Origin of the sequence: Pseudoalteromonas sp. MMG013 (genome assembly GCF_018100885.1) — a bacterium.
In the GTDB taxonomy this organism is placed as follows: domain Bacteria; phylum Pseudomonadota; class Gammaproteobacteria; order Enterobacterales; family Alteromonadaceae; genus Pseudoalteromonas; species Pseudoalteromonas aurantia.
In genome coordinates, this window is sequence record NZ_JAGJEE010000126.1 from 1 (window position 1) to 445 (window position 445).

Consider the following 445-nt stretch of genomic DNA (forward strand, 5'->3'; position numbering starts at 1 on the left):
TCGCCGTTTCTCTTGTTCTGTTTCATACGTTTCACTCTCTTTAAACAGCGGGTTTCGCTTTCTAAACTGGTTATCGGCTATGTAAGTATCAAAGCCACTTTCTGCCATGAATTCAAGGTTCGCTTCGCTGTTAAAACCGCTGTCTGCGGTGAACTTAGTACGTTGTTTAGTTAACTGAGGATTCTGACTAACCTGAGCCAATTGTTGTTTTAATTGTGCCACCGCAGGTTGTAAGGTTTGTTGCTCTCCTACTGACCCCCATGCTTGTGCTTGCAATATAATTTGGTGTTTATCATCATTAATCGCGATACCGTTATAGCCTTGAATGGTGCCTTTTGAGGTCGTCATTTTTGCACTGTCTGGGTCGGTGATGTTGCTTTTTACTGGCTTGCCTTTGCTCCCTGTTTTTTCTTGATGTGTGGCAAGAAACTGTGTGATTTTATCC

1 pseudogene is annotated in these 445 nt (G+C 42.7%); it reads right to left on the reverse strand.

Annotated features, from left to right (window positions below):
- Positions 1 to 445, reverse strand: a pseudogene (locus J8L98_RS24645) (transposase); the annotation flags it as partial.